The organism is Gemmatimonadaceae bacterium (assembly GCA_035606695.1).
Classification (GTDB): Bacteria; Gemmatimonadota; Gemmatimonadetes; order Gemmatimonadales; family Gemmatimonadaceae; genus JAQBQB01.
In genome coordinates this window covers 164,010-187,586 of record DATNEW010000009.1, presented here as the reverse complement: position 1 = coordinate 187,586, position 23,577 = coordinate 164,010, and the positions used below count along the sequence as shown (strand labels likewise).

The 23,577-nt window shown below is 64.9% G+C and carries 17 protein-coding genes; 7 read left to right on the top strand and 10 right to left on the bottom strand.

From position 1 onward, the window contains the following. Positions 1–144: 144 nt before the first annotated feature. Entirely contained in the window at positions 145–3,291 is a 3,147-nt protein-coding gene (locus VN706_03230; protein ID HXT14612.1) for an Ig-like domain-containing protein, read from the bottom strand. Between the two features lie 709 nt (positions 3,292–4,000). Here VN706_03230 and VN706_03225 point away from each other — a divergent pair. Beyond that, positions 4,001–6,130, top strand: a complete 2,130-nt coding sequence (locus VN706_03225; protein HXT14611.1) for an ATP-dependent helicase — start codon at positions 4,001–4,003, stop codon at positions 6,128–6,130. A gap of 29 nt (positions 6,131–6,159) precedes the next feature. On the opposite strand, the gene VN706_03220 is transcribed toward VN706_03225, so the two are convergent. Continuing rightward, positions 6,160–6,534 (bottom strand): YciI family protein, encoded by a 375-nt coding sequence (locus tag VN706_03220; protein HXT14610.1) that lies wholly within the window; start codon positions 6,532–6,534, stop codon positions 6,160–6,162. 40 nt (positions 6,535–6,574) lie between these two features. Beyond that, entirely contained in the window at positions 6,575–7,702 is a 1,128-nt protein-coding gene (locus tag VN706_03215) for an aminopeptidase (protein HXT14609.1), read from the bottom strand. 155 nt (positions 7,703–7,857) lie between these two features. Here VN706_03215 and dnaE point away from each other — a divergent pair, with 155 nt between their 5' ends. The 4 genes from dnaE to VN706_03195 all read left to right on the top strand — a co-directional run bounded on the left by dnaE (position 7,858) and on the right by VN706_03195 (position 15,134). Then, positions 7,858–11,346, top strand: a complete 3,489-nt coding sequence (gene dnaE, locus VN706_03210) for a DNA polymerase III subunit alpha (GenBank protein ID HXT14608.1) — start codon at positions 7,858–7,860, stop codon at positions 11,344–11,346. 1 nt (position 11,347) lies between these two features. Then, the gene (locus VN706_03205; GenBank protein ID HXT14607.1) at positions 11,348–12,316 is read left to right on the top strand and encodes an acetyl-CoA carboxylase carboxyltransferase subunit alpha; all 969 of its coding nucleotides are present in this window, start codon (positions 11,348–11,350) and stop codon (positions 12,314–12,316) included. Between the two features lie 79 nt (positions 12,317–12,395). After that, positions 12,396–13,583 (top strand): regulatory iron-sulfur-containing complex subunit RicT, encoded by a 1,188-nt coding sequence (ricT, locus tag VN706_03200; GenBank protein HXT14606.1) that lies wholly within the window; start codon positions 12,396–12,398, stop codon positions 13,581–13,583. Continuing rightward, positions 13,584–15,134, top strand: a complete 1,551-nt coding sequence (locus VN706_03195; protein ID HXT14605.1) for a methionine--tRNA ligase — start codon at positions 13,584–13,586, stop codon at positions 15,132–15,134. It abuts the gene before it with no gap. A gap of 89 nt (positions 15,135–15,223) precedes the next feature. Here the strand turns inward: VN706_03195 and VN706_03190 are convergent, their stop codons facing one another. Genes VN706_03190 through VN706_03175 form a run of 4 tightly spaced genes read right to left on the bottom strand, consistent with a single transcriptional unit; the run spans position 15,224 to position 18,170 of the window. Then, positions 15,224–15,820 (bottom strand): LemA family protein, encoded by a 597-nt coding sequence (locus VN706_03190; GenBank protein HXT14604.1) that lies wholly within the window; start codon positions 15,818–15,820, stop codon positions 15,224–15,226. Positions 15,821–15,879: 59 nt separating this feature from the next. Continuing rightward, on the bottom strand, positions 15,880–16,602 hold the full coding sequence (locus VN706_03185; protein HXT14603.1) for a hypothetical protein: 723 nt from the start codon (positions 16,600–16,602) through the stop codon (positions 15,880–15,882). A gap of 34 nt (positions 16,603–16,636) precedes the next feature. Further along, the gene (locus VN706_03180) at positions 16,637–17,476 is read right to left on the bottom strand and encodes a TPM domain-containing protein (GenBank protein ID HXT14602.1); all 840 of its coding nucleotides are present in this window, start codon (positions 17,474–17,476) and stop codon (positions 16,637–16,639) included. Between the two features lie 37 nt (positions 17,477–17,513). Continuing rightward, entirely contained in the window at positions 17,514–18,170 is a 657-nt protein-coding gene (locus VN706_03175; protein HXT14601.1) for a MotA/TolQ/ExbB proton channel family protein, read from the bottom strand. A gap of 196 nt (positions 18,171–18,366) precedes the next feature. Between VN706_03175 and VN706_03170 the strand changes: the two genes are divergently transcribed. Both VN706_03170 and VN706_03165 read left to right on the top strand, forming a co-directional pair. Then, positions 18,367–19,086 carry a thioredoxin domain-containing protein gene (locus tag VN706_03170; protein HXT14600.1) on the top strand — a complete coding sequence of 240 codons (720 nt, stop codon included), beginning with the start codon at positions 18,367–18,369 and terminating at the stop codon, positions 19,084–19,086. Positions 19,087–19,103: 17 nt separating this feature from the next. Next, the gene (locus VN706_03165) at positions 19,104–20,372 is read left to right on the top strand and encodes a glycosyltransferase N-terminal domain-containing protein (protein ID HXT14599.1); all 1,269 of its coding nucleotides are present in this window, start codon (positions 19,104–19,106) and stop codon (positions 20,370–20,372) included. A 321-nt stretch (positions 20,373–20,693) separates the two neighbouring features. On the opposite strand, the gene VN706_03160 is transcribed toward VN706_03165, so the two are convergent. The 3 genes from VN706_03160 to VN706_03150 all read right to left on the bottom strand — a co-directional run bounded on the left by VN706_03160 (position 20,694) and on the right by VN706_03150 (position 23,560). Next, entirely contained in the window at positions 20,694–22,358 is a 1,665-nt protein-coding gene (locus VN706_03160) for an EAL domain-containing protein (GenBank protein HXT14598.1), read from the bottom strand. A 1-nt stretch (position 22,359) separates the two neighbouring features. After that, the gene (locus tag VN706_03155; protein HXT14597.1) at positions 22,360–22,761 is read right to left on the bottom strand and encodes a response regulator; all 402 of its coding nucleotides are present in this window, start codon (positions 22,759–22,761) and stop codon (positions 22,360–22,362) included. Between the two features lie 82 nt (positions 22,762–22,843). Beyond that, positions 22,844–23,560, bottom strand: coding sequence for a hypothetical protein (locus VN706_03150; protein ID HXT14596.1), 717 nt, complete (start codon positions 23,558–23,560; stop codon positions 22,844–22,846). Positions 23,561–23,577 lie beyond the last annotated feature (17 nt).

Here is a 23,577-nt window from a genome sequence, read left to right as displayed (position 1 = left end):
GGAACGAACGAGGCGTGGAGCAAATGCTCCGCGCCTTTTTTGTGTTCTCGTATTTCGTGCGGGCGCAAAAAAACTGGGCCCCGCCTTTCGGCGGAGCCCAGTTCACTACGTGCTGCTATTTCGTGCTGTACTTCCGACCGTCGATTACGGGTTGGCGATACCGATCGTGTGGATCGGGGTCGCGACCGCGTCACCGTTCGAATTGATACCGATGACGATGTAATCGATGCCCGCGGCGTTGACGGTCAAGCTGCGGCCGGTCGGCGCTTCAGGCGACGCCGGGGTAACTGCCGGCGGATCGAAGGTGAACGTGTACTGGATCGTACGTGCGCCGCCGCCTTCAATCGGATTGCCGGCAACGGCGTTGCCCGCGAAGACGAATGCGTCGGTGGTACCCTGAGCGCGGTACCAGACCTGAACGACCGAGAACGGATTGACGAACGTGCCGGTCGCACCGCTGGCCGTAGCCGTGATGGTCGTGGCCGTCGCGGCGCTCGGAGCAGCGCCACCCGTGCAGCCAGCCTTCGGGCAGTTGCTGATCGTCGACGGGCTGATCGTGGCGTCAAAGCCGCCCGTGAACGTGCGGGTCACGGTGCTGCTCGAGAACACCGTGTTGGTACCGGTGATCTGGGTCGGAATTGCACCCTGCGCCGTGCTGAGCGGCTCGGTCACACCGGTGCTCCAGTTGTTCGCCGCGTCAGACGCGAAGAACGAGATGGAGGCGGCGTTCGGCGAAGCCGTTGCGGACGGCGGCGTGTTGCCACCGGCAGAGACGAACAGCGTCTTGATGAAGTTCGAGACCGACGGATTCGTCGCCGTCAGCAAGCGCGTCAGGACGTTGTCGAAGGGCTTGCCCATCGAGCTATCCGGCGTGTACTGCAGCGTGATACCACCCGTCGGGCCAGAGGCCGGAACGTTGTTGCTACCACCCGCCGAGTAGTTCACGCGAGCGATCGCCGAGGTGATGTCGCCAGCAGCGTTGACGCTCGTGCCGCTCGTGCCGCTCGCCGGCAGCGAGTCGGTGACGCCGACCGGGAAGGCAACCGTCGCGTTACCGGCGATCGTGCCCGGCATGTCGACGTTCTGAATGACCGGAGCCTGGCCGTCGACGTAGATCGAGGCGCGGAAGATCGTGCCCACGTTGCCCGCCTGGTCGGTCGGGGCGACGATGGTGCGGATCAAGCCGATCGCGTTACCCGACGGAATCTCGACGCCGGTTGGCGACGGAAGCGGCGTGAAGGGAACCGCGGTGCAAGCACCAACCTGCGTGCCGTTCGCGGCGAATACCGGGACGTTGAACTGGCCGAACGTCGACGTGCCAGCGCCACCGGCGTTGAAGCGGCCGATCAAGCACGGCGAGCCGTCCGTGGGGATATAACCCAGAACCAGCGTTTCACCCGGGCGAGCCGCGTTCGCGTTGTTCGAGTACACCTTGTTCTCGAAGTTCGAGAGCGTGGAGGACGACGTGCTCGCGCCCGTCTGACGGCTCTGCGCGACCAGGATGCTGTTGCCGCCGGCAAACGTGCCGAGGCCCGAACCAGCGTCCGAGATCGTGAAGAAGAAGCCACCGGGGGTGGCCGCCGTCTTGAACGTCGACGAATCAGCCGTACCCGACGTGAACACGCTGCTCGGGATCGACGTATCGACGCCGAACGACGTGGTGGCCGACGTATCGGTGTTGCCGAGCACGTCCGCCGTGAGCATGCGGAAGATCTCGCCCGTGCCGGTGTTCGTATCGTTGATACCGGTCGGGCTCGTGACGTTCTTCCACGACGTGCTGGTCTTGCTCGTGCCGGCCGGGGCCGCCTGGAAGGTAACAGTCACCTTGTCGACGCCGCCGTTATCAAAGTTGCAGGTCACCGGGTTGGTCGTGCCGTTGTTACCTGCGCAGGCCGGACCGTTCGCGAGCAGCGTACCAGCGTTCGGGCCGATGAAGCCCGCGGCCGAATCCGCGACGAAGCGGAAGCTGCCGTTGACGAAGCCGGTGCTACCGGTGTTCTGCAGCGTGTTGTTCTTGACGGCGAGAGAGCCAGCCAACGGCTTCTGCGTGTCGAGACGGAACGGGCTCGTGGCGCTGAACAGGTTCTGCGGCGCGCCCGCGCTGACCGAGGTCTGCGAGCAGAGCACGGTGCAGGGGTTGGTGCCGCCGACGAACGCGTTCTGGAACGAGTTGCCGTTATTGTCGATCGCCGAGATGACGATCTTGTTCTGCGAGTTCGCGTCGGTGATGCCGTCGATATCGAGCGGATCGCCGCTGTTGGCCGTGCCGCCCGAGTTGTCATCATTGAAGGTCGCCGAGAACGCACCGGCAGTCGCCGTCGTGACGTTCGTGGTCTTTCCTTCATATGTGATGTTCACCGAGGCAACATTACGGCCGGCGGTGAAGAAGACCGGAATCACCTTGATCGTCACGCTGCCACCATGCCACGCGAGACCATTGAGGTCGGTCTGCGTCGCGGTGGACGTCACGGAGCCCGCGAGCACGTCCGCGTTGGCGAGCGTCAGCTGCTGAGCCGACGAAGCCACCGTCGTGCCGGTCGTCGTTATCGCCTTCGCCTTGAGCTGGCACTGGCCGTTGCGGAACCGGGCGCCCGTGGTGCTGTCAAACGCCGCCGTGTTGAAGCTGAGGGTCACCGGCGCCGAAGCCGCTTCCGCGACCGGGGCAACGTTACCGCTCGAAAGCGTCTGCTTCGCGACGATGGTGTCGCTCGACGCCGGGAAGTTGCCCGCGGCGTTGCAGTTCAACAGGAGGTCGACTTCGGAAAGCTTCTGCGCGCCCGGATCAACGTTCAGCGTCACGTCGAGCTGACCCGTCACCGCGGCCAGATTCGCCGGGACCGAGCTGCACACGCCGGTCGAGCAGTTGGTGCTGTTGATCGTCGAGATCGTTACCGTCGCAAGCGCGCCTTGGCCAGGCCCGCCATTGACCGTGATCGCGGCCGCACCCTGCACCGCGTTGTTGGCATTCGACTTCGCGATAACCGTGGCATTACCAGCGGCGACCGCCGTCACCGTGCCGTTCGCGTCAACCGTGGCGACCGCCGTATTCGACGACGACCACGTGACCGTACGAACCGTGACGCCCGCGCCCGCGTCCACCGACGCAGCGAGGGTCACCTTATCACCGACATTCATGGTCACCGCCGGCGGCGAGACCGTGACCTGGTGCACAACGGAATCAACCGCCGGCAACGTGGTCTGAGCGGGCGGAACCGTGACCTTGTCGCCACAGGCAGTGATGCCGGCGATGGTCAGGAGCCCCACCAAAGTAGAACGAACTACGCGTTGCATCTTACCCCCTTGGTAAGTGATGCGAGGTGAAAACAGGTACGACAACCAACAATGGACATCATGCCACGTACGCCTGGACTTCCTGGGCTACGACTGCAGTGAAGCTTGGAAACCGCAGACCGCTCGGGGACCGTGGCCCTCCCCGTAAAAAACTGGCCAGCACAAAACGGCATGGCGAGAATACCGCAAGCAACCCAAGATAGGCCTTGGGCTCAATGGGGTCAAGCAGAGCGCCCCATTTGGGTTTGCGGTCTCGCACGCTGCATTGTCTGTATTGCGTCGCTGAATCGAATACGGCCGGCGTCGGCCTTCGTGCTCCCTTTCCTACACCCACACCCACCGTGGACGGCGACGCTCACCAGCGGTCGTACAACCTAGCACCGACCCGCCATCCACTCCAGTGCGCGGCGTCACGCCAAAACCGTGCGCGTTTCCCCGCCACCCATCGACTCTCCCGCCGCGTCAGCTTCACCAGCTCGTATCTGATTCAAGACGCAGCGGTCCGAGCAACGCCGATAAGACGCAGCACCCCGACACGCGTAACAACGCGCTTTAGGGTCCTTCTATAACTAGCTTCCAACGAACGACTTAGTCAGCAATTTCAGGGGGGACGATCGTCCCATCCGGCCGCGCACGCCTCATTTCGCACCACAATGGGCCGCTTCCAGTCCCCCCTCCCCGAACGCGCCCCGAACCTATATTGTCGCGCATGGCGGACGTCTCCCTCCCACCCGACTCCATCAACCCCATCCCGCGCCTCTACCCAGCGCGAGAACGCCTCGTCGACGGCCCAACCCGCGACCTCGCCCGAGAGCTCAACGCCGAACAAGGCGCCGCCGCCACCCACACCGAGGGACCGCTCCTCATCATCGCCGGCGCCGGCACCGGCAAGACACGAACACTCGTCTACCGCGTCGCGCACCTCATCGACCTGGGCGTCGCTCCCGAGCGCATTCTCCTGCTCACGTTCACGCGCCGCGCCGCCCACGAGATGCTGAGCCGCGCCGAACGCCTCGTCGGCTCCGCCTCCACCCGCGTCCAGGGCGGAACATTCCACGCGACCGGTCACCGCCTCCTCCGCCAGTTCGGCCCCGAAGCGGGCCTGCCGCGCGACTTCTCCATCATGGACCAGGGCGACGCCGAAGATCTCATGCAGCTCGCCCGCGCCAACCTGGGCTACGGCAAACACGAGAAGCGCTTCCCCAAAAAGGAGTCATTACACTATATATATTCACGACATCTGAACACCGAACTGCCGGTCGAGACCATCCTCGAACAGGAATTTCCCCAATTCCTGGACTTCGGCCGCGACATCGTCCGCATCTTCGCCGAGTACACGAGCCGCAAGTCGGAACGGAACCTGGTCGACTACGACGACCTCCTCCTCTTCTGGGCCCTCATGCTCGAGCAGTCCGAGTCGCTCGCCCAGCGCATCGCCGGCCTCCACGACCACATCCTGGTCGACGAGTATCAGGACACGAACCTCCTCCAGGCACGCATTCTCCGCGGCATGTGCCGCGGACACGCCAACATCACGGTCGTCGGGGACGACGCGCAGAGCATATACTCGTTCCGCGGCGCCAGCTTCCGGAACATCCTGGATTTTCCCAGGCATTTCCCCGACACGACGATCGTCGCGCTCGAGCAGAACTATCGCTCCACGCAGCCGATCCTCGACGTCACCAACACGCTCATCTCGCGCGCACTCGAGCGATTCACCAAGAATCTCTGGACCATGCGCTCGGGCGGCGAGGCGCCCTGGCTCGTCACCACCCGCGACGAGCAGGGACAAACCCGCTTCGTCGTCGATCGCATTCTCGAGCTACACGAGGAAGGCACGCCGCTGCGCGAAATCGCCGTGCTCGTGCGCGCCGGCTACATGTCGGCCGATCTCGAGATCGAGCTCGCCAACCGCAAGATCCCCTTCGAGAAGTGGGGCGGCATCAAGTTCCTCGAGGCCGCGCACGTCAAAGACGTGCTCGCGTTCCTCCGCGTGCTCGAGAACCCGCGCGACGAAGTGAGCTGGTATCGCATTCTCATGCTCATGCCGGGCATCGGCGACAAGACGGCGCGCGACATGATGGAATCCATGGCGGCGCGGGCCTGGGATCCGGACGCGTTCACGCACTTCGTGCCGCCGGCGCGCGCGCGCGACGCGCACCGCGGTCTGTCCGACCTGCTTCGCCGGCTGCGCGCGATTCGTCGGGCCGAAGACGACGAGAGCGACGCGGGCGGCGTCGGCCCCGAGATCGACGAGATTCGCGCCCTCTACGACAAGGTGCTCGCCGAGCGCTACGATCGGGCGGAGCCGCGGCTGGCGGACCTCGACCAGCTGCGGGTGATCGCGGCGGGCTATCCCAATCGTTCGACCTTCCTCGCCGCGATCGCGCTCGAGCCGCCGTCCAACACGCAAGACCTCGGGAGCGGCGCCGACAGCGACGAGGACGCGCTCGTCATCAGCACGGTGCACAGCGCCAAGGGAAAGGAATGGGACGCGGTCTTCGTCCTCTGGGCCGTCGACGGCTGGTTTCCCTCCTCCCGCTCACTCGGCGACGAAGATCAGCTCGAGGAAGAACGCCGCCTGATGTATGTCGCCATGACGCGCGCGCGCAATCATCTCGCGGTGACGTACCCGCTCAACGTGTACGCCACGCGGCGCGGCCAGGACTACTCGATGGATCAGCTGTCGCGTTTTCTCGATCGCGGCGTGCGCGAGAAGATGCAGCGGGTCGTTCCGCAGGAGCCGGCGTCCACAACCCCGGCCGCGGCGGAGCTACCGCCGCAGCAGGAGCCGGCGATCGATCTCCGCGCGCTGCTGAAGGGGCGGTTCTCGTCGTGAGCGGGACGTTGAACGGCCCGCGCACCACGTCATTGCGATCCCGGCATCCCGGTCTGTAACGGCCGCAACTCGCACTCGACGTCCATACCCGGCGCGTGAATGCGGTGCAACTCGACAAACTCTCGCGCCAGCTCGATCGCTTCTTCGTCGGAGTCGCACTCGGCGAGGGTGTAGCCGCCGATGATCTCCTTCGATTCGGTGAACGGTCCGTCGATCACGTTGATCTTACCGTTCCGCAGCTGGAATTTCTTGCCGCGCCTCGTCGACATGAGGCCCGCGGCCTCGACGAACTTGCCACTTTTCATATGCGGGACGACGAACTCCCCCATCGCCTTCATGAGCTCGGGCGTCGGCGTCTTGCCGTAGTAATCCTCGGTGTGCTTGATGAACATCATGTAGCGCATGGCGAGAGCTCCGTGGTGTCGTGGAAATTCTGTGCTTGCACTAAGGCGACGAACGGGCCGCTGTGTTTTCGACAACGCCGCTGCGCAGCGCGCCGAACGGATCGTTCGGGCGCGACTTCGCCAGCTCGATGACGCGCAGCACCGTGCGGCGCAAATCACCGTGCTCGCGCGCCCACAGCGCGTCGAACAGATCGAGATCCGTATCGTAGATGCGATGCGCCAAGAGCGCCGCGTTGTCCAGCCGCACGCGTTCGAGCGCGCGGGGGCTGATCGTGCGAAACTGGGGGCCGAGCGAGTCGACCAGCTCGCGGCGGGCGGCCGTGTAGAGAGAATCGCGCGCGGTCAATCGCGCGAGCGAGTCGTTCGGGTGCACCTTGAAGGCCGAATCGACGCGATGGTAGAGCAGCGCCCAGAAGCGCGCGAGCAGCTTTTCGTCGGACCAGCGGGCGTCCGCTTCGTCGGCCGCCGCCGCGGCCCCGCGCGTACGAAAGAACCAGGCCGATCCGCGCGCGCCGACGAAATTTGCAAAAGACTCATTAAAAATTGCTGAACCGGGCGCGTAGTACGTGTTGTGCGTCAGCTCGTGCACCACGGTGTTCGCCAGCTCAAGGCTGTCGGCGTGCAACGACGTCGACAGGAGCGGATCGTTGAACCAGCCCAGCGTGCTGAACGCCGGCGACGGGCGCAGATAGACGTCGAATCCCCGTGCGTCGAGCTGCTTCGCGCCGTCCTTCGCGGCGTTGAAATCGAAGTAGCCCTTGTAGGGCACCCGGCCCACGATCGGGAACCACCACGTGTAGGGCTCGAGGCGGTCGCGATATGCCCCCGACAGCACGAGAACCAGCGTGTCGTGCTCGAGCGCGGAGTAGGTCGTGAAGCTTTGCTTCGCCTGAAGGCCGATCGAATCGGCGGCGAAAGCGCGCGCCGCAAGCACCAGCCGCAACTTCGCGGCGACGGCCGGCGGCGTTCGCGAATCGGCGATGATCCGGGAGATGGGCCGGCGGTGCGCGAGGATGTGTCCCTCCTCCCACGCGGCGCGAACGAGATAGCGCCCGGTGGGCGCCAGCGCGAGGTACGCCACGGCGAGCACGACGACCCCCAGGACCACGCGGCGGATCCACCGCCACGGAACGCGCCGAACGCCGCTAATGCGTTGAATTCGCGACACTTATGAGTAGTCTCATTCCTGCGTTTTGCATTGACCTCGGGGGTTCGGACGCTATCTTCAGCAATTGTTCCTCGCTTCGGCGCTTCGCTGGCGCTGCGCTGACGCTGCGCTGGCGCTTCGCACCTCCGCTCGGAATTCCGCATCTAGAATTTGGGATGTCCTTCGTTCATCTGCACTGCCACTCGGAATACTCGCTCCTCGACGGCGCGAACCGGATCGACGACCTGATCCGCCGCGCGCAGGAGCTGGAGCAGCCCGCCCTGGCGATCACCGATCACGGTAATCTCCACGCGGCCTGGGAGTTCCAGGAAAAGGCGAAGAAAGCGAAGGTCAAGCCGATCATCGGCATGGAAGCGTACGTCGCTCCCGGCGATCGCCGCACCCGCGCGCGTCCGACGCCCGGCGCCAAGCCGTACTACCACCTGGTCCTGCTCGCCCGCGATATCGTGGGCTACAAGAATCTCGTCAAGCTGTCGTCGCTCGCCTACACCGAAGGTTTCTACTCCAAGCCGCGCGTCGACCGCGAGCTGCTGGCCCGATACAGCGAAGGCATCATCGTCTCGTCGGCATGTCTGGCCGGCGAGATCGCGCAGCATCTCATGGACGAGAACGTGGATGCGGCGCGCGAAGCCGCATCGTGGTACGCGAACGTCTTCAAGGACCGGTATTACCTCGAGGTCCAGGCGCACGAGTCGGACGGTCAGTCGAAGCTCAATCAGCGCGTGTTCAAGCTCGCTGAGGATTTGAACCTGCCCGTGATCGCGACGAACGACGCGCATTTTCTGCGCGCCGAAGATCACGACTCGCACGACGTGCTGCTGTGCATCGGATTGGGGAAGGATCGCAGCGACGCCGACCGGATGCGCTACGACCGCGGCCTCTACTTCAAGAGCGCGCCGGAGATCGCGGGCCACTTCAAGGGGCGGCCGGACGTTCTCGAGAACACGCTCAAGATCGCCGACGAGATCAACGTCGAATTCGGCAAAAAGTACAACGTGCCGGCATTCCCGCTCCCGGCGGGTGTGGCGACGGAAAACGATTTGTTGATGGCGCTGGCCGTCTCTGGCGCGAAAGAGCGGTACGGTGATCCGCTGCCGGCGCACGTCCAGGAGCGGCTCGACTACGAGCTCGGCGTCATCACGAAGACGGGCTATGCGGGGTATTTCCTCATCGTCGCCGACTTCATCAAGGCGGCGCGCGATCGCGGCATTCCGGTGGGGCCGGGCCGCGGCTCGGCGGCGGGGTCGTTAGTAGCTTACTCATTAAAAATCACGAACGTCTGTCCGCTCGAGTACGATCTGCTCTTCGAGCGCTTTCTGAATCCGGAGCGCGTGTCGATGCCCGACGTCGACGTCGACTTCTGCTTCGAGCGGCGCGGCGAGGTCATCGAGTACGTGCGGCAGAAGTACGGCAAGGAGTCCGTCTGCCAGATCGTGACGTTCGGGACGATGAAATCGCGCGCCGCGATCAAGGACGTGGGCCGCACGCTCGGCTTCACGCCCGCCGAGACGGATGCGCTGGCGAAGCTCATCCCCAACGCGCCGAACTTCTCGCTCACGGTGGCCGAAGCGATCGAGCAGATCGCCGACGTCGCCAGGTTGTACAAGACCGACGACCGCTATCGCCAGCTGCTCGATTACGCCAAGTCGCTGGAAGGATTGTCGCGGCACACCGGCGTGCACGCGGCCGGCGTCGTCATCGCGCCGGGACCGGTCGACGACTACGTGCCCGTGTGCACGCAGTCGTCCAAGGGCGCGGGCTCGGGCGATGATGATTCTGTGATCGTGAGCCAGTACGACATGAACTGCCTGGAGCACGCAGGCATGTTGAAGATGGACTTCCTGGGGCTCACGACGCTCACCGTGATTCACGATGCGCTCGTGTCCGTCGAGCAGCGCACCGGCAAGTCGATCGACATCGACGCGATCCCGTTCGACGACGCCGCGGTGTATCAGATGCTTCGCGCCGGCCGCACGACGGGCGTGTTCCAGTTCGAATCGCCGCTTGCGACCGATCTCTTGCGCGGGATGCGCTGCGACCGCTTCGACGATCTCGTCGCCTCGAACGCGTTGATGCGCCCCGGCCCGCTCGATTCCGGCATGCACAAGGTGTATCAGCGCCGAAAGCGCGGCGAAGAGTCGGTGACGTATGCGCTGCCGGAGCTCGAGCCGATTCTCGAAACGACCTACGGCGTCATCACCTATCAGGAGCAGGTGATGCGCATCGCGCAGGTGCTGGCAGGCATTTCGCTCGCCGAAGCCGACGTGCTGCGCAAAGCCGTCGGCAAGAAGGACGCGGATCTCATCAAGCTCGAGCTGGGCAAGTTCGTCGAGAAGTCCGTGGCGCGCGGCTTCGACCGGCGCATCATCGAAGAACTGTCGGGCCAGATCGAGACGTTCGGCCGCTACGGCTTCAACAAGTCGCACGCCGTCGCGTATTCGGTCGTCTCATATCAAACCGCGTGGCTCAAGGCGCACTATCCCGCCGAGTTCATGGCGGCGATCCTGTCGTCGTCGATCGGCGACACGGATTCGGTCGTCAAGTTCATCAACGAAGCGCGCGAAGTCGGCATCGAGGTGCTGGCGCCGGACGTGAACGAGTCGGGCTACAAGTTTACCGTGATTGGCGAGAAGCGCATTCGCTTTGGCCTGGGCGCCATTCGCAACGTCGGCCGTTCGGCGATCGATTCGATTTTGAACGCGCGGAAGGACGGGCCGTTCAAATCGTTCTACGATTTCTGTGATCGCGTTGACCTCCGCGCCTGTAACAAGCGCGTCTTCGAAGCGTTGATCGCCGCGGGCGCACTCGACAACCTGGGCGGGCATCGCGCGCAGTTTTGGGCGGTGCTCGACACGGCACTGCAGGAAGCCTCGCTCAAGCAGCAGGAAGCCGCGGTCGGCCAGTTTTCGTTGCTCGGCGGCGCGGACGAGGCCGGAACAGTCGCCGCGCCTCGCATCTTGCCGAACGTGTCGCCCTGGTCTGATTCCGAGCGACTGACGCGCGAAAAGGAGATTCTCGGCTTCTATATCTCCGGTCACCCGCTGGAGCCGTTTCGTCTCGAATGCGAACTGTTCGCGACGCACACCGTGTCTCAATTGGGGAAGTGGTCAGATCAACCGATCGCGCTCGGCGTAGTAGTAACCGCCATCAAGAAACAGATCAGTAAGCGGTCTGGAGCGGAGTTCGCGCGGTTGACAGTCGAGGATTTTTCGGGATCTTCTGAAGTATTGGTCTTTCCCGAAGCGTGGACGATGCTGGGCGACCGGGTGAAGACCGACGTTCCTGTCTTGCTGAAGGGCAGTTATTCGCGGCGCGATCAGGACGTGGAAAACCCCACGTTCATCGTCGAATCACTGACGCCGTTCGTCGAACTGCGGTTGACGGGGCAGGTGGCGGTGGCGATCGATCTCCAGTCGGGGAGCACGCTGACGCCGGAGGTCATGCAGGACGTGCGCGCGGTGGTCGAGACGCATTCGCTGGCGTCGCCGTCGTCGCCGCCGCTGGAAGTTCAATGGACCGATGGAAGCGGGACACGCGCCCGGTTGCGGTCGCGTTCGTTACGAATCGCGGCTTCGCAGGCCGCGTTGAGCGATCTGCGCGCGTTGCTGGGCGTGGATCGCGTTCGCCTCGTTCGCGGGAGCTGATGTGGGGACTTCAGTCACGCTGGAGTTCGAGAAACCGATCGCGGAATTAGAGCGGCAGATCGACGAGCTGAAACGGCTCGCCGGCGATCAGCAGCTCGACGTCGACAACGAGATCGCGCCGCTGCAGCAGAAGCTGGCCGATCTTCGGGTCGAGATCTACAAGAACCTCACGCCGTGGCAGCGCGTGCAGGTCGCGCGCAGCACCAAGCGGCCGTTCACGCTGGACTACATCCAGCTCGCGTTCACGGACTTCATCGAGCTGCACGGCGACCGTGCGTTCCGTGAAGACGCGGCGATCGTCGGCGGTTGGGCGCGTCTGGAAGGCGAGACGGTGATGGTCATCGGCCAGCAGCGCGGCCGCGACACGAAGGAAATTCTCAAGCGCAACTTCGGCATGCCGCACCCCGAGGGCTATCGGAAAGCGCTGCGGCTGATGAAGCTCGCCGAGAAATTCCACGTACCGGTCATCACGTTCATCGACACGATGGGCGCCTGGGCAGGTCTCGGCGCCGAGGAGCGGGGGCAGTCGGAAGCGATCGCGCGCAATCTGTTCGAGATGAGCCGCCTCGAGGTGCCGATCATCGCCACCGTGATCGGCGAAGGTGGATCGGGCGGCGCGCTGGCGCTGGGCGTGTCGGACCGTACCAACATGCTCGAGAACGCGGTGTATTCCGTGATCACCGTGGAAGGCTGCGCGTCCATTCTGTGGAAGGACGGCAAAAGCCAGGAGTTGCGCGAGAAAGCGGCGTCGGCGCTGCGCATCACCGCGCAGGATCTCCAGGAGCTGCGGGTGGTCGACGAGATCATCCCCGAGCCGCCCGGCGGCGCCCATGCCAATCACGAGGCGACCGCGCAGGCGGTGCACGACACACTCGTGAAACAGCTCGAGGACTTGCGGCGCTACAAACCCGACAAGCTGGTGCGGCGACGCCGGGATAAATTTCTGAAAATGGGACAGTATCTGGAGTAGGTCCGAGGTCGAACGTCTTGGGTCCTCGGTGTGATCGTTCATTCTCCTCAGACCTCAGACCGTAGACCTCGCACCTCGTATGCCCCATCTCATCGAAGTCGCGTTCAAGGGCAACCGAAAGGATTTTTATCTCTGGGATCCTGACGAGCCGCCGCCGCTCAAGGCCGCGGTGATCGTCGACGCCGATCGCGGAGAGGATCTCGGATTCGTCCACGCACTCGGCGACCTGGCCGAGAAGCGGAACGCCGGCACGCCGCACGGTTACGGATCCGCCGGCACGTCCAAGAAGGCGCGGCGCCTGGCGAGCGGCGACGACGTCAAGCGCGCGAACGAGCTTCGCACCGAAGATGAAGATGCGCGCCGCCGCGCCATGGAGCGTGTGCGCGCGAACGCCTTGATGATGAAGCTGTCCGACGCGGAGTGGCAGTGGGACCGCAAGAAGCTCACGCTGTATTTCACGGCCGAGAAGCGCGTGGATTTCCGCGCGCTGGTGCGCGAGCTCGCGTCGATGTTTCGGACGCGCATCGAGCTGAAGCAGATCGGCGTGCGCGACGAAGCGAAACGTCTCGACGGCATCGGCCGATGCGGACGGCAGTACTGCTCGGCGTCGTGGCTGCCGGAGCTGCGGCCGGTGAATCTCGGCGTCGCGAAGGACCAGCGGTTGTCGCTCAATCCGTCGCAGATTTCCGGCGCGTGCGGGCGGCTCATGTGCTGCCTCAGGTACGAGCACGAATTCTACGTGCAGAGCCGCAAGCGGTTCCCGAAGGAAGGGCGTGTCGTGAAGACGAAGCGCGGCGACGAAAAGGTCATCGCGAACGACATTTTCCGCGAGCGTATCACGCTGCGCGGCGAAGACGGCGAGGTGCGCTTGCTCACGCTCGCCGAGCTGCACGAGGAAGCGAACGACGCCGGCGCGCCGCTGCCTGTCGCGCCGGTGACGGCGTTTGCGCCGGTGGCGACATCGGACTCCGAGTCGGACGACATGCCGATCGAGGACGTGCCGGAATCAGAGATGTCAGACGTGGCGGTGGACGAGGAGACCGTCGAGTCCCAGGCCGAGGCCGAAGGAGTCGAGGGCGAGGGCGGCGAGGCCGGGGGCGAATCGCGCGAACGGCGTCCGCATCGCCGGCGCGGACGTCGCGGCGGACGACGCAATCGGTCGGGAAATCGTGGGGCGCGCGGCGATGATGGCGCGGCGTCACCTGATGCCGAGAGCGGAGAGAGCAGAGATAACGGAAATAACGGGAATAACGGCGGAGCAAGCTGAGTGGCGAAGTACTTTCTGACGACCGCGATCGACTACGCCAACGGCGATCCGCACATTGGCCACGCATACGAGAAGATCGGCGCGGATGCCATTGCGCGATACCGACGCATGCGTGGCGACGACGTGCACTTTCTGTCCGGGCTCGACGAGCACGGGCAGAAAGTCGCGCAGGCGGCCGCCGAGCGTGGCGTGTCGCCCCAGAACTTCGTCGACGAGATCGCGGAACGGTTCACGACCATGTGGCAGCGACTGTCGATCTCGTACGACCAGTTCGTTCGAACGACGGCCGCACCGCACAAGCGCGGCGTGCGCGCGTTGATCGAACGCATCCACGAGCGCCATCCCGACGATTTTTATGAGAAGTCGTATGAAGGGTGGTATTGCGTCGGCTGCGAGCTGTTCAAGCGCGACGACGAGATCGTCGACGGCAAGTGCGTGCTGCACCCGACGCGCGATCTACAGTGGACCACCGAACGCAACTGGTTTTTTCGACTCACGCGCTATGAGAGTTTCATAAAGGACTTGCTGGCCACGCGCCCGCGCTTCCTGGAGCCCACGACGCGCCGGAACGAAATCCTCGCCCTGCTCGACCAGGGACTCGAGGACATTTCCATCACGCGATCGCGTCTCTCGTGGGCGATTCCCTTCCCGATCAAGCTCCCGAACGGCGAGGAGCAGGGCACGTGGGTGTGGTTCGATGCGCTGCCGAACTACCTGACGGCGACCGGCTTTCCCGACGATGGCTACGAACGGCTGTGGCCCGCTGACCTGCACGTCATCGGCAAGGACATCACCCGGCTGCACTGTGTGATCTGGCCGGCGATGCTGCACGCGGCGGGCGTGTCTCTGCCCGATCGCGTGTGGGCGCATGGCTTCGTCAACTTGTCGGGCGAACGCTTCAGCAAGTCGGCGGGCGTGCGGCTCGATCTGAACGAGGCGGTGGATTTTCGCGGGGCCGACGCGCTGCGCTACTTCCTGCTGCGTGAAGTGCCCTTCGACGGCGACGGCGACTTCTCGTGGGAGCGCTTCGAAGAGCGGTACAATTCCGATCTCGCGAACACACTCGGCAACCTCGCGAGCCGCGCGCTGTCGATGGTCGAGAAATATTGCGACGGCGTGGTGCCGCGTGGCGACGCGGTGTCGCTCGACCGCGCGGACGCGGACGATCTCGCGGAATACCACGCGTCGATCGAGGGCTCACGCGGCTTTCTGCTCAACGAGGCGCTGCGCCGTGTGATGCTGTGCGTCGCGCGCGGCAACGAATTCGTACAGTCGAGCGCGCCGTGGGCGCTCGCGAAAAGGCCCGACGGACGCGCGGAGTTGGAGACGGTGCTCGCGGGTGTGGTGCGCCAGCTTGCGCGGCACGCGATCTATCTTGCGCCGTTCATCCCGAACAAGGCGCAGGAGTTGTGGACGCAGCTCGGCGGCCCGGGACAGGTGAGCGAGCAACGCTTCGATGCGGCGAAGTCACTCGACGTGACGGGCTGGCGAGTGACGAAAGGGGCGTCGCTGTTTCCGAAGCCGGAGCAGAACAAAAGCTTGTCATCCTGAGGAGCGTAGCGACGAAGGACCCCTTTCATTACGGAGAGCTCCTCCGTCGGGACGGGGGTCCCTCGACTCGCTCCGCTCGCTCGGGATGACTACGGCTTCTTCGCCGCAGGAGGCGGCGCTGGCGCCGTCGGCGTTCCGAAATCCACCGTCGGCGGCCCTTGCTGCGCGTTGGCCGACGCCGTGAAGTACTTGCGCGCCTTGGCCCCTGTGAACTTCGCCGTGATCACCGCGGGGAATTGACGAATGTACGCGTTGTAATCGTTCACCGCGGTGTTGTAGTCCGTGCGCGCGACGGCGATGCGATTCTCCGTGCCCGTCAGCTCGTCCTGCAGGCGAATGAAACTCTGATCGGCCTTGAGTTGCGGATACGCCTCGACGCTCACCATGAGCCGGCCAAGCGCGGACGTCATCTGCGCGTTGGCGTTCGCCATCTGCTCGGGGTCGTGCGACTGAATGGAGTTCACGAGTCCGGAGCGCGCCTGCGCCACCTGAATGAAGACTTGCTCCTCGTGCTGGGCGTAGCCCTTCACGGTGTTCACGAGATTGGGAATCAGATCAGCGCGGCGTTGCAGCTGAACTTCGATCTGACCCTGCGCTTTTGATGCCGTCTCGTCGAGCGTCTGAATGCGGTTGTAGCCGCACGCGCCCAACGGAAGCAACAGCAACAGTGAGAGCCAGCGTTTCATGGTATGACTCCTCGAAAGGATCGGGTGATGGACACTACGGAACGCCGCCGAGGATTGTGTCACGCCGGCCGCGCCTGATAGCGGTCGAGATACGCCACGAGCTGCTCCATGCCGTGCAAGTAGCCGGTGAGCACCACACTCGCGTCCGCGGGCTTGAGCGCCGCTTCGCCACGCGCGTGACGCACCACGCGGGCGAACGGCTCCGCGTCGAACGACGCGCGTGCCGCGACGTCGTTCACGAGCGCGACGTTGTCCGTGGGAACCGAGCTCCCATGCAACCGAAGAAATGAGCGAAACACGATCAGAATCGCGCTCACGCTGGCGGACAACAGTTCGAGTTCGCGCTTTCCGTCATTCCCCGAAGCCAGTACGCCTTGTCGCAGCTTGAGCAGCTTGCCCATCGCTTCCTGCTCCAGCTGCAAGCGGAGATCGGAAAGCTCGACGTGAATTCCGTCGAAGGGAGATTCGCCGTGCAGCACCTTGTGATGCTCGAGAATGTCCGCGTACTCCATCGGAAAGATGTCCGATGATCCGCGCCATTCGCTCATCGTCATCGTGAGGGGTGCCGGGTTCCCCGCTTCTGTCCACGCGCGCGACGCGGCCGACGCGGCGGTGAGGCGCGACACATCGAGCACGTCGACGATCACGAGCACGTTGTAGTCGGAGTTCTTGTCGGTTTGGTTGCCTCGCGCCGCGGAGCCATAGAGCACCATCGAGCGAAGCGCCGTGCCGTACGCCGCGCGAAGCTGCGAGACGAGTTCGTCCAATCTCATGCGCGCCATGGGGCCTCTATCGTTCTCTCATCATCGCCAGGACTCACCACGATCTGCTCGATCCGCCGCCGCTGAAACCGCCGCCGCCGCCGAAACCACCGAACCCGCCACCACCGCCAAATCCACCGCCGCCGCCGAATCCTCCTCCGCCCCAACCACCGCCGCCCCCGCCGAACGGAAAGAAAATCGGGATACATCCACCACAACCGCGACGCCCGCGCCGGCCGCCGTTCAACAACGAAAGAATCACGAACAAGAGAATCATCCACACGAACGGCGGAATGCCGCCGCCGCGCATCGCGCGGCCGCCGCTCACCGGCGGCAGAGGCTCCGCACTCGGCGCCTGCAGCGTGGTATCGAGCGCGAAGTGGAATTCGCCGGCGAATCGCTGTGCGACGCGCAGCGTCATCAACTCGATGCCGCTGCCGTAGTCGCCTTGCGCGAAGAACGGGATGGCTTCGTCCTGAATCTGGCCGGACGTCGCATCGGTCAGGAAACCTTCGGCGCCGTTGCCGACTTCGATGCGAGAGTGCCCTTGGCCGTCGCTGCTCGTTTGCTTCGGCACGACGAGGATCAACACACCCGTGTTCCGCGCCGGATCGCCGGGCTGACCCTTGCGGCCGATCTTCCATTGGCGCGCGGTGTTCAGCGCGACGTCTTCGATGGGCCGGCCGCCCAGATCGGGCAGCGTCAGCACGACGATCTCGCCGCCCGACTTGGCGCGCACGTCGTCGATGATGCGCGTGATCGCCGCCACCTTGTCGGCGGTGATGACCTTCGCGAAGTCGTTGACGTAGCCGACGGGCGCCGCGGGGACTTGCGGAGCCTGGGCCGCCAGCGACAGAACGCCGAGGAAGAGGAGCGCGAGCGCGCGACGTATCACGAGGTGAAGGCTACGCGCACCGGCCCACCAACGGTAGTCAGCGATGACCCAGGCGCACGTCGGGGCGATCGATCAACGCGTTGATCAAGCGTGCCGAGAATTCGTGAATGTGCTCGGTGATGAACTCGGACTGGCCCACGAGATACTCGCGGCCAAGCAGCAGCACGATCGCGACGGACAGGCCGAACGCGGTCGGCGTGAGCGACCCGGCGAGTCCGAGCCAGATCGATTTCTCACCCGCGACGACGCCGGCCTGCGAGAGAAACGTGTCATGAATGCCGCGCACGGTACCGAGCACGCCCAGCAGCGCGGCGACGATCGAGAACGTCGGCAGATAGTGAATGCGGCGCGTCAGCTTGGGCAGTACGTGCAGCGCGGCCGCGCTCGCGACGTTTTGCAGATCGGCTTCGTCTCGGCTGCGGCTCCGCAGAATGAGCAGGCCCATGTCGGGAAGCGCCGCCGTCGATGCCGCGCACTGCTTGATCGCTTCGTCGATCTTGCCGGAGCGCACGAGCTGAATGATGCGCTCGATGAAGGGCCGCCCGTTGTTCTTCGAGCGCAGGACGATGACGTACAAGCGTTCGAGGAGCACCGCGAGGCCGGCGATACCAACGAGGAGGATCAGCAGCATGATCGGTCCTCCATGTCCATACCAGCCAAGCGTCGTTCCCATGTCGTCGAGTTCAAGTGGCACGATGAATCACTCTCGAGAGCGAGAGGTCACCGCACGTTCGCGGGGGTGCAAGACGTATGCCTTGTACGGCCCTGCGTCTTCCATGTCGCACACCGTTGTGGCGAAAGGGTTTGTGAGCCATCGACCCACCGCGTAGCTTTCATCGATCGTACGTTCGTTCGGCACCGTGCCGATGCCGCCCGACCCACCCCGCCTTATGCCTTCTATTCTGCTTCGATCGCTCGCCGCCTGCGCGTTCCTCGTGGCCTGCTCTCGCCCCGCGGCCACGCCGCGCACCACCGACACAGCCGGCGCGCGGCAAAGTGCCAGCGCCGACGGCTCGCTCGCCTCGAGCACGATGCCGCACGACAGCATCACCGATCTCGCCGACCGCGGCCGCATCGCCGGCGATCCGTCGGCAACCGTCTGGGTGCTCATGGCCAGCGACTTCCAGTGCCCGTACTGCAAGGAGTGGCACGACGCGTCGTTCCTTCCGTTGATGCGCGACTACGCGCAAAAAGGAAAAATCCGATTGGCGTTCGTGAACATGCCGCTCAGCATTCATCCGAACGCCATTCCCGCCGCCGAGGCGGCGATGTGCGCCTCGGTACAAAACAAGTTCTGGCCGGCGCACGACGCGTTGTTCGCCAGCCAGCCGCAGTGGGAGTCGATGCCCAAGCCCATCGCGAAGCTCGACAGCGTGATCGCGGGAACAGGAGTCGACATGGCGCAGTGGCGCAGCTGCATGGCGAAGCACGCGACGCTGCCGCTCATCCAGGCCGATCACGACAAGCTGCACAACGCGGGTGTGAACTCGACGCCGACGTTCTTCGTCGACGGCAAGATGCTCACGAACGACCAGGGCCTGTCCGCCGGCGTGGCGGCGGACGTGCGCGGGGCAATCGAGGCGGCACTCAAGGCGAAGGCCAAGCCGTAACGCGCGTGCGGTTTCCCATGCAGCTTGGCTACCGCGCGCTGGCGCAAATCGCGCGCGGTGCCGCGGTGGTCGCGCCGGAAAGCGAGTCCAAGCTGCTTCGGGCGTTGCGTGCGCGGCGAGGCATTCGCCGCCGCTATCGCGAATGGGCCGCCGACTATCGGGACCGATCGCGTTCTCTGCTCTGGATGCACGCGCCGTCGGTCGGTGAAGGACTGCAAGCCCGGCCGATTCTCGAACTCACGCGCGCGCGGCGGCCGGATGTCCAGCTCGCGTACACGCATTTCTCGCCCAGTGCCGTCGGATTCGCGCGCGGGCTCGATGTCGACTTCCGCGACTATCTCCCCTTCGACACACCGGGCGATGCGCGCGTGGCCCTCGACACGCTTGCGCCGACGGCGCTCGTGTTCTCGAAGCTCGATGTATGGCCCATCATCACTCGCGAAGCGAAGGCGCGCGGTGTTCGCCTGGGACTCGTCAGCGCGACCCTCTCGCGCGGCTCGTCGCGTCGGTCACGTACGGCCGCGGCGTTGCTCAGCGAAGCGTACGCCTCGCTCGAGGTCGTCGGCGCGATCGACGGCGCCGACGCCGACCGGCTCGTGGAGCTTGGCGTCGCGCCGCGTGCAATCGTCGTTACCGGCGACACGCGCTACGATCAAGTGTGGCTGCGTGCGCAAGGCATCGACCGCGCGAGCCCGATGCTCGAGCGCCTGCGCGACCCTCGGCCGACGCTCGTTGCGGGATCGACGTGGCCGGCGGACGAAGCGGCTCTCTTCCCCGCGTTCGAGACCGCGCGCCGCACCGTCGATGCTCGGCTCATCATCGCGCCACACGAGCCGACGCACGATCACGTGGCGCCCATCGTGGCGTGGGCGCAGCGCGCAAACTTGTCGGTCGCGCGGCTCGATGAGTCGCATCACACCACGGCCGACGTCGTCGTTGTCGACCGCGTCGGTGTGCTCGGCGAGCTCTATGCGCTGGCCGACGTCGCGTTCGTCGGCGGCGGATTTCATGCGGCGGGTTTGCATTCGGTGCTCGAGCCCGCGGCGTTCGGCACGCCGGTGTTGTTCGGCCCGAAGCACGAGAACAGCCGCGATGCATCGTTGCTGGCGCAACGCGGCGGCGGCGCGGCCGTGAGCGACGAATCGGATCTGGCCAAGCGCCTGCGCCAGTGGCTCGGCGATGTGGTGTCGCGGCGCGAAGCCGGTGACTATGCACGCGCGCTCGTACGAAGTGGAATCGGCGCGGCGGAGCGATCGTTCGAGCTCGTTGATCGGCTATTACGATAGCGTCTCGGCGGAGAGTTCCGCGTTACCACGGACGAACTTCGGACAACAGCGGCCAGGCACGGAGACGGCGTGAGCTGCCGTTGACGGCAGTTCGGTGACTTTTGACGAAACCCTCGGGATGTTTGGTGATCGCAACGTCCCGAGGGTTTCGTCAAAAAAGACTTCGGTTCTTTTATGAACACCCTCTGGACGCTCCCGGGTTCGAGCGTCCTGAGGGGTTTCCTAAAGAAGTATTTAAACTGCCGTCAACGGCAGTTCACGCCGTCTCCGTGCCGATCCGCCGTTGTCCGACGTTCGTCCGTGGGATGCCGTTTTGCCCGACTACCCCACTTTCTCGACTTTCTCCACCGGCTCCGCTTTCTCTCGCTTGAGCGCGCTGAGCGGCAGGTGACTCGGCCGGTGGAGGAAGAATCCCTGCACCAGATGGACGCCGAGCTGCTTGACGGTCTCGAACTCCTCGGCGCGCTCGACGCCTTCGGCGATCACTTTGGCGCCATGGTCGTTCGCGAAGCGAACCATCGTTTCGACCAGGTTCTGCTTGATGAAATTCGTGTCGATCGCGTTGATGAGCGAGATATCGAGCTTGATGAAGTCCGGCTCGAGGTTGGCGATCGAGCCCAGCCCCGCATAGCCCGAACCCGCGTCGTCGACGGCGAATCGGAAGCCGCGCTCGCGAAACTTCTGCAGCCGTTCGCGAAACTTGGGATAGTCCTTGATCGCGGTGCGCTCGGTGATCTCGATGACCACGCGCTCCGGATGCTCGACTTCAGACTCGTTGAATGCCGGATCGCTAAAGTCGTGCGGATCGACGTTGAGGAACAGCAGCTCGTCGCCGCGCAGGCGCGACGACATCCCCTCGATCGCGCGCGCGCGGCACAGCCGGCTCAATTCCCAGACGAGATCGGCTTCCGCCGCGACGTCGAACATCACTTCGGGACTCCGCAGGCTGCGCATGACGCCGCGCGCGAGCGCCTCGTAGCCGAAGATCTCTTTCGTATCGGTGACGACGATCGGATGATAGTCGACGTACACGCCGCGATCGCGCAGGCTGGACCGCAGATCGGCCACGCGCCGCGCACGCTCGCGCTCCTCGATCGACCGCGCCGCGTTGGCGGCTTCGCGAATGCCGCGATAGATCAGGCGCTCGAGGCGAATCTTCGGATTGTAGTACACGTGCGCACGCCCGACGTAGATGTCGAACAGCGCGGCGATGTCTTCGCCGTGCTGCGCCTCGATGCGCCCGCCGACGTGCCGCTGCAGCCGCGCCACGAGATCGGTGATCTCGTTCTCCGTCGCCGCGGCGACGCCGGCGGCGGGTACGTGAAAGAAAATGAAGTCGTCGTCGTTGGTGAAGCTCACCATCACGCGCGACGTGCTCATCGACGTGTCGTCGAGGAACTCGCGCACCGCCGCCGCGGTCGTCTCGAGCACCGCATCGAGCTTCTCCCAGCCGTAGATCTCTTCGATCTTCGAGTAGCGCACGAAGTTGAGATACAGCACCACGAGCTCGCCGCGCTCCTTGAACAGGTTGCGCGACCGTTCGATCATCACCGGCAGCGTCGGCAGCCCGGTGAGCGAATCGTGAAGCATCTCCTCGTACTCGACGCGCTCGACGCGGTCGTTGGTGGCCGCGCGATGCGCCGTGCCGCGTGCGACCGCCGCGCGGATGCGCTGCGCGACTTCCTCGGCATCGGCGGGACAGCGAAACCACTCCTCGACGTGCAGCTCGACGGCGCGGCGGCGCGCGGTGTCGTCCGCGCAGCCGACGACGACCGGAATGCCGCAGCTATGCGCCCGCTCGATCGCGTGACGCAGCACGGTCGGATCGGCGGACGTGATGAGCATGGCGCGCACTCCAGACCGTGCGGCCACGGCGTTCGGCAGCTCGCCCGACGACACGCGCTCCACCTCCCATCCCTCCAGGCGACTGACCGCGTCCGTGACGGAGGTATCGGTGGAATCGGTGAGCAGCCGCGAATCGCTCAAATCACGAAGCCTTGGCGCGCTGCATCGCCAGATTGCGCTCGACCGTGGTGGCCAGCGTCGGCAGATCGAACGGCTTCTCGACGTAATCATCAGCGCCGATCTGCAACGCCTCGCGCTTGTCCTGCCATTCGTCGAGCGCGGTCACCATCACCACGCGCACCGTGCGGCCGAGCGTTGGATGCTGTTTCATGATGCGGCAAACCTCCCAACCGTCGCGTCCCGGCATCATGACGTCGAGCAGCACGAGAGCGGGCCGAACCGTCTCGAACAGCGCGAGCGCTTCGTCCCCGTTGTGGGCCACCGTGATCGGGTACCCGCGAATTTCCAGGTACTGCCTGATGATCTCGGCGTTGTCGTGATTATCGTCGACCACCAGAATCGGCGGCAAGTCTGCATTGCTCATGATACAGCCCTAGGTGCTCCGGGGATGCGGCGCGAGACAGGTCGCGCGCCATCAGGCCATGAAGGGGCAATTCACAAGCCATCTACCGCTTGCCGAACGCGTACGACACGCCAACGCCGAAAAGAGATCCGCTGGGTCCACCCAAGCCCCGCGCGCGCGTCGCGCCAAACTCACCGCCGACCGTCGCACCAAGCGAGCTGGTGATGCCGAAGTCGGCGCCAACGCCAACCCGGAACAGGCCCTTGTTGCCGCTGCCGCCGCCCGTCTCGAAAACGTACGACGGCGTGCCGAATATCGAAAACCCGCGCGCCGATCCAATGGCGTGCCGCCACCCCACCGCCGCTCCCACTGGAATCTGCGTCGAGCTGGAAGTCGAGTCGATGGTGCCGGCCGTCGTCGCGGTCGTTCGCTTGACCGAGCCACCGCCGCCGATCCCGGCAAACGCGCCAAAGCCGAACGAGCCCGAGGCACCGCCCAGCGGCAGTGCGACACGCGCGCCGTACACCCCACCGGAGCTTCCGCCGGTGTGGCTCGCGAACCCGGCGCCGCCGCTGACCTCGAAACGGCCAGAACCCGGCGTCCACGAAGCGGCCGCCGCATAGACGGACCCGTCAGACCCGCCGCCTATGTCGATCGCCCCGACGACACCCGGCGTCGCCCAGGCGTTCTGGAGAATGGGCGTGCCGGGCATTTGGGCGTCCGCCGAGCCCGCTATGACGACGGCCAGTACCGCCGCCAGCCGAATGATCCACAACCAGCGTCCCTTCGTTCCCGTGCCATCAAATGATGCGTCGTACATGCGTCTTCGCGTTCCGG

What these genes read in the sequence shown, in the direction of transcription:
- VN706_03230 (HXT14612.1), bottom strand. Translation starts at nt 3,291, where the DNA reads ATGCAACGCGTAGTTCGTTCTACTTTGGTGGGGCTCCTGACCATCGCC.
- VN706_03225 (HXT14611.1), top strand. Translation starts at nt 4,001, where the DNA reads ATGGCGGACGTCTCCCTCCCACCCGACTCCATCAACCCCATCCCGCGC.
- VN706_03220 (HXT14610.1), bottom strand. Translation starts at nt 6,534, where the DNA reads ATGCGCTACATGATGTTCATCAAGCACACCGAGGATTACTACGGCAAG.
- dnaE (HXT14608.1), top strand. Translation starts at nt 7,858, where the DNA reads ATGTCCTTCGTTCATCTGCACTGCCACTCGGAATACTCGCTCCTCGAC.
- ricT (HXT14606.1), top strand. Translation starts at nt 12,396, where the DNA reads ATGCCCCATCTCATCGAAGTCGCGTTCAAGGGCAACCGAAAGGATTTT.
- VN706_03190 (HXT14604.1), bottom strand. Translation starts at nt 15,820, where the DNA reads ATGAAACGCTGGCTCTCACTGTTGCTGTTGCTTCCGTTGGGCGCGTGC.
- VN706_03185 (HXT14603.1), bottom strand. Translation starts at nt 16,602, where the DNA reads ATGGCGCGCATGAGATTGGACGAACTCGTCTCGCAGCTTCGCGCGGCG.
- VN706_03170 (HXT14600.1), top strand. Translation starts at nt 18,367, where the DNA reads ATGCCTTCTATTCTGCTTCGATCGCTCGCCGCCTGCGCGTTCCTCGTG.
- VN706_03165 (HXT14599.1), top strand. Translation starts at nt 19,104, where the DNA reads ATGCAGCTTGGCTACCGCGCGCTGGCGCAAATCGCGCGCGGTGCCGCG.
- VN706_03155 (HXT14597.1), bottom strand. Translation starts at nt 22,761, where the DNA reads ATGAGCAATGCAGACTTGCCGCCGATTCTGGTGGTCGACGATAATCAC.
- VN706_03150 (HXT14596.1), bottom strand. Translation starts at nt 23,560, where the DNA reads ATGTACGACGCATCATTTGATGGCACGGGAACGAAGGGACGCTGGTTG.